At 70.2% G+C, this 5,093-nt stretch carries 7 protein-coding genes; 2 read left to right on the top strand and 5 right to left on the bottom strand.

From position 1 onward, the window contains the following. From pucL to J0670_RS29655, 5 genes are all read right to left on the bottom strand, one after another. On the bottom strand, positions 1-911 hold a 911-nt coding region (pucL, locus tag J0670_RS29675; RefSeq protein ID WP_207814783.1), incomplete at its 3' end, for a factor-independent urate hydroxylase. A gap of 30 nt (positions 912-941) precedes the next feature. Then, entirely contained in the window at positions 942-1,277 is a 336-nt protein-coding gene (uraH, locus tag J0670_RS29670) for a hydroxyisourate hydrolase (protein WP_207814782.1), read from the bottom strand. A 132-nt stretch (positions 1,278-1,409) separates the two neighbouring features. Further along, positions 1,410-1,913 carry a 2-oxo-4-hydroxy-4-carboxy-5-ureidoimidazoline decarboxylase gene (gene uraD, locus J0670_RS29665; RefSeq protein WP_207814781.1) on the bottom strand — a complete coding sequence of 168 codons (504 nt, stop codon included), beginning with the start codon at positions 1,911-1,913 and terminating at the stop codon, positions 1,410-1,412. 302 nt (positions 1,914-2,215) lie between these two features. Beyond that, positions 2,216-2,596 carry a helix-turn-helix domain-containing protein gene (locus tag J0670_RS29660; RefSeq protein ID WP_207814780.1) on the bottom strand — a complete coding sequence of 127 codons (381 nt, stop codon included), beginning with the start codon at positions 2,594-2,596 and terminating at the stop codon, positions 2,216-2,218. Next, complete coding sequence (locus J0670_RS29655) at positions 2,593-2,838, bottom strand: thiamine-binding protein (RefSeq protein WP_207814785.1); 246 nt, start codon at positions 2,836-2,838, stop codon at positions 2,593-2,595. The genes J0670_RS29660 and J0670_RS29655 overlap by 4 nt, the downstream gene beginning before the upstream one ends. A gap of 216 nt (positions 2,839-3,054) precedes the next feature. On the opposite strand from J0670_RS29655, the gene J0670_RS29650 reads away from it, so the two are divergent. Further along, positions 3,055-3,897, top strand: coding sequence for a TIM barrel protein (locus J0670_RS29650; protein ID WP_207814784.1), 843 nt, complete (start codon positions 3,055-3,057; stop codon positions 3,895-3,897). Positions 3,898-3,999: 102 nt separating this feature from the next. Next, positions 4,000-4,926: a 2-hydroxy-3-oxopropionate reductase gene (locus J0670_RS29645; RefSeq protein ID WP_207814779.1), complete on the top strand. Its 927-nt coding sequence runs from the start codon at positions 4,000-4,002 to the stop codon at positions 4,924-4,926. Positions 4,927-5,093 lie beyond the last annotated feature (167 nt).

Below are 5,093 nucleotides of genomic sequence, written 5' to 3'. Positions count from 1 at the left end.
GGGATCACCGGAATGACGCCCTCGCGGTGCACGGTGCCCTCGATCAGGCCGTACATGCGGTCCGCCGCGTAGTAGACCTCGTTCTCGTTCTTGAGACCGAAGGGCTCCAGATCGACCAGGAAGTGGTGCTTGTTGGGCAGTTCGAGCCGGACCTCGTCCACCTCGGGGCGGTTGTTGAGGACCCGGGTGCCCATCGCGTGCAGGGTCTGCTGCAGCGAGTAGGAGTAGGTCTCGGCGAACGCCTCCAGCATGTGCCGCTTCACCTGGTTGTAGGAGCGGTTCCAGTTGGGCTGGGCCTCGCCGTCCCCGCCGCTGTAGCCGTACTTCCAGCGGGCGGTGACCTGGGTGGCGAGGATGCGGTCGTACGCCTCCTGCAGGGTGGTGTAGTCGTCCTTGATGTAGCCCCAGAACTCCGAGTTGGTGGAGTTCATCACGACGAGGTCCTTGAGGCCGGAGATGACCTGGACCGACTCGCCGTCGTAGACGACCTCGGTGGTGCGGATCTCCTGGCCGTTGCGGACGAAGGAGTGGCCGACCTCCTCCGAGCCGATGAAGCGGGCCGAGCTGTCCGGCGTCCGGATCCGGTCCCAGGCGTACTCCTCGATCCGGATCCGGGCGCCGTGCACGACGCCGCGCTCGGTGTCGTCGACGAAGTGCCGGGCCAGGAGGATGCCGAAGGCCTCGGCGGACTCGATGCCGTGCAGCTTGGCGAAGGCGAAGACGGTGTTCTTGGTGGTGTCGGTGGGAAGGCAGTTGGCGTTGGACCCGGTGAGGTGGACGTCCTCGAACTCGCCCCGGAGGGCGACCGAGACGTTGAGGTCCTTGATCTCGTGGCGGGTGGAGTCGCGGTAGACCCGGACGATGCGGTTCTCCGCCTTGCCGTACTGGTTCTGACCGAGCACGTGGGCCATGACAGGCTCCTAAGCTTCCTGGTCGGTCTACTAGCTGCCGCGGTAGACCGAGTATCCGAACGGGTTCAGCAGCAGTGGCACGTGGTAGTGGTGCTGCGCGGGCGCGACCGTGAAGACGATCGAGACCTCGGGGAAGAACGGCGCCTCCACGGACTTGAGCGCGTGGTAGGCACCCGTGTCGAAGAGCAGCCGGACGACCGAGCCCGCCTCCACGGCCGGCAGGTCCCTGACCCGGCCGTCGGAGTCCGTGGCGGAGGTGCCGAGCACCTGCCAGCCACCCTCGGTGTTCAGTGCGAGCTCGACCGGCACGCCTTCGGCCGGGCGGCCGAGGCTGGTGTCGAGCACGTGGGTGGAGATGCCAGTCATGGGTGGAGTGACCTTACTGATGGCAGAAGTGATGGTGCGTCGGTTCACGTATTAGTTGTGTACGGGTTCACAAGGGGTGCCATGCCGGACGGTATGAGGCGGTATGCGAAGCACTCTTGACGATGTATCAGATCAGAGTGCGTCGAGCAGGCGATTGAGTCGGATGTCGTTGATCTTGCGAAGTTCACCCCGGACGATCTCCGCCTCGGTGGCGGGGTCGTTGGGGTGGCGCTCGCGCAGGGCGGCGAGCAGGGCGGCCGCGGTGCGGCCGGTCGCGCAGATCAGGAACACGTGGCCGAACTTGGCCTCGTACGCGGCGTTGGCCTCGCGCAGTTCGTCGAGGACCGTCTGGTCCGCGCCCTGGATGCCGGCCTGTTCGCGCTCGGAGGTGGCATCGCCCGTCTTGGGCCGGCCGATCCGGGCGTGTCCGGCCATGGCGTCGTGCAGGTCCGCGACCGTCAGCTCCGCCATCGCCGCCGCGTTGGCGGCGAGCAGGGCCTCTCGGCTGGACCAGGGCTTGGCCTCCGCGACGGCGGTGGCCCAACGGGGGCTGGAGCATACCTCCAGCAGGATCTTCGCCAACTCCGCGGCGTCGGCCGCGGCCAGGGTGTCAAGGGCGTGGGGGTGGTTGGTCACGAGTGGACCTCCTGAAGAGTGGTGCCACCCGGAAAAGCTAGATCGGCCCCACCCTGAGGTCAACAGTTTGTTGAACGGTTGGTGGTTACGTTTTGAACCGGGCCCCGGTGCGGGGTCCTTTCGTGTGCGATTCGCCAAGTGTGCCGCGCCGTGGGCCGATTCAGGCCTTCTGGGCCTTCTGTGCCGTCCAGGCCGTCCGGCCCATCCGGCCTTCCGTGGCGACGGCCGCCGGGCGGGATCACCCGACCGGCGGGCCCCCGTCCGACCGTCGGAAGGGGCCCCGCCCGGGAGTCCGCTCCTGCTCAGGAGGGCTTCGAGCTGTCCTGGCGGTTGAGGTAGTTGTACACGGTGAAGCGGCTGACGCCCAGGGCCGAGGCGACCGTCTCGACGCCGTGGCGGACGGTGAAGGCGCCGCGCTCCTCCAGGAGGGCGACGACCCGCTGCTTCTCCAGCCGGTCGAGCTCGGCCAGCGGGCGGCCCTCGAACTGCCGGGTCATCTCGGCCAGCAGCCGGTCCAGCGCGCTGCTCAGGTGCGGCAGCCGGACGGCCACGGCCGGGGTGCCCTCCCACTCCAGGACGACGTCCTCGGCCTTCGCCTCGTCCAGCGGGACGGGCGTCGCGCCGACCGCGTCCAGCAGTGGCTTGATCGCCACGGCGAGCGGGTGTTCCACGTGCTCGGTCACTGCGTACCGCCCTCCTCGCCCAGCACGCTGACCTGGACGGAGATGCGGGTGGCCCCGGCCTCCAGGGTCTCCCGGAGCAGTCGGGTCACCGCGGCGAGCACCTCTGTGGCCTCGCCCTCGGCGCCGGTCCCGAAGGGGCCGACCGACACGTCCAGGCCGGCCTCGTCGACGGCCTTGCGGGCCGCCGCGGCGTGCTCCGGGAACGTGTCCAGTTCGAACGGTTCTGTCGTGAACTCCACCATCAATCGCACGAGCTCACTGTATCGAGCGGGGATGGGGCCGGGCAGGGGCCTGGTGGCCGGGCGGCCGTCCCGGGCGGAACGGGGTCGCCGAGGGCATCTTCAACAAAATGTTGCGACAGCCTTGACACTCGCTCAGGGGGCCGGAGATGCTTCCACCACACAGAATCCCTCTTCCGGATCGTGGAAGTTGCGGATGAAGGAAGAGAGTGAGAGGTGATGGACGTGACGGCGGCAGCCAAGCACGGCTTCACGGTCAACCTGTCGATCCTGTTCAGTGAACTCCCGTTGCTGGAACGCCCCGCAGCCGCCGCCGCGGCCGGCTTCACCGCCGCCGAGCTGTGGTGGCCCTTCGGCCCGGAGCACGACCCGAGCCGGGCCGAACTGGACGCGCTCCGCATGGCGTTCAGTGACGCGGGCGTCCGGCTCACCGGCCTCAACCTCCTGGACGACCTCAGCCGGGGCGCCCGCGGCACCGTCTCCGTTCCGTCCGAGAAGGACCGCTTCCGGGCCAACGTCCCGGTCGCCGCGGAACTCGCCGCCTCGCTCGGTGCCACCGCGCTCAACGCGCTGTACGGCAACCGGGTCGCGGGCGTCGAGCCCGCCGAGCAGGACGCGCTCGCGCTCGAGAACCTGGTGATCGCCGCCCGGGCCGCGCACGAGATCGGCGCCGTCCTGCTGATCGAGGCCCTCAACGAGGCCGAGTCCCCGGACTACCCGCTGGTCTCCGCGGCCGCAGCGGTCGAGGTGGTCGACAAGGTCAACGCGGCCACCGGCCTGGGGAACGCCAGGTTCCTCTGCGACCTGTACCACCTGGCCAGGAACGGCGAGGACCTGGCGGCCGTCATCCACACCCACGCCGACCGGATCGGCCACGTGCAGATCGCCGACACCCCGGGCCGCAACGAACCCGGTACCGGCGAGCTGGACTTCGAGGACCTGTTCGCCCGGCTCAGCGCCGTCGGCTACGGCGACTCGATCGGCCTGGAGTACCGCCCCTCCACCGGCGTCAGCGCCGACAGCTTCGACTGGCTGCCGCGCGAGCTGCGCGCCGCCCGGTAGCGCGCCGCCCGGAGCGGTCCGGGAACCGCACCGCCCGTCCGGCGGCCCGCCAAGCCAGCCCGGCCGGCCACCCCCACCCGCACACGTAAGGAACGCGACGCGATGAGCGCCTCCCGCAAGATTGCCTTCGTCGGTCTCGGCATCATGGGCAAGCCCATGGCCGTCAACCTGGTCAAGGCCGGCCACCACGTGACCGGCTTCGACCTCTCCCAGGCCTCGATCGACACCGTGATCGCGGCCGGCGGTCACGGCGCCACCAGCATCGCGGACGCGGTGAAGGACGCCGAGGTCGTCATCACCATGGTCCCCGCCGACCCGCACGTCGAGGCGGTCATCCTCGGCGAGGGCGGCGTCCTGGAGAACGTCGGGGCGGGAACCCTGGTGATCGACATGTCCTCGATCACCCCGCAGACCTCCGTCAAGGTCGGCCAGGCCGCCCGGGAGAAGGGCGTGCGCGCCCTGGACGCGCCGGTCTCCGGCGGCGAGGCCGGGGCCGTCGAGGCGGTGCTGTCCATCATGGTCGGCGGCGCGGCGGAGGACTTCGCCGAGGCCAAGCCGCTGTTCGACGCGCTGGGCACCACGGTCGTCCACGTCGGCCCGGCAGGCGCGGGCCAGACCGTCAAGGCCGCCAACCAACTGATCGTGGCCGTCAACATCCAGGTGCTCGCCGAGGCCGTGGTGTTCCTGGAGAACGCCGGCGTCGACCTCGGCGCCGCGCTGGACGTGCTCGGCGGCGGCTTGGCCGGCTCCACCGTGCTCAACCGCAAGAAGGCGAACATGATCAACCGTGAGTTCGCCCCCGGATTCCGGATCGACCTGCACCACAAGGACATGGGCATCGTCACCGACGCCGCCCGCGCCGTGGGCGCCGCACTGCCGGTCGGCGCCGTGGTGGCCCAGCTGGTCGCCTCCGCCCGGGCCAACGGCGACGGCTCGCTGGACCACTCGGCGCTCCTGCGTGGCGTCGAGCGGCTCTCGGGCCGCGATGTCGAGCAGAGGGTGAGCGGAGCGCGAACGGAGGCCGAGTAGAGGCCGAGCGGAGGCCGAGTAGACGTCGAGTAAAGGCCGAGCAGCCACGAGGCCTGACGGTCGAGGGGCCTGACGGCCACGGCCACGGCCACGGCGGCCGCGAGGCCGACCGATCCACGCCGGGGGCTCCCGAGCGGAGCCCCCGGTCCCGAGTTCCTCCTGGCGGC

It is taken from the genome of Streptomyces sp. FH025 (assembly GCF_017427025.1).
Lineage (GTDB): Bacteria > Actinomycetota > Actinomycetes > Streptomycetales > Streptomycetaceae > Kitasatospora.
Note: the sequence above shows the minus strand (reverse complement) of the source record. Positions and strands in the feature narration are given on the sequence as shown.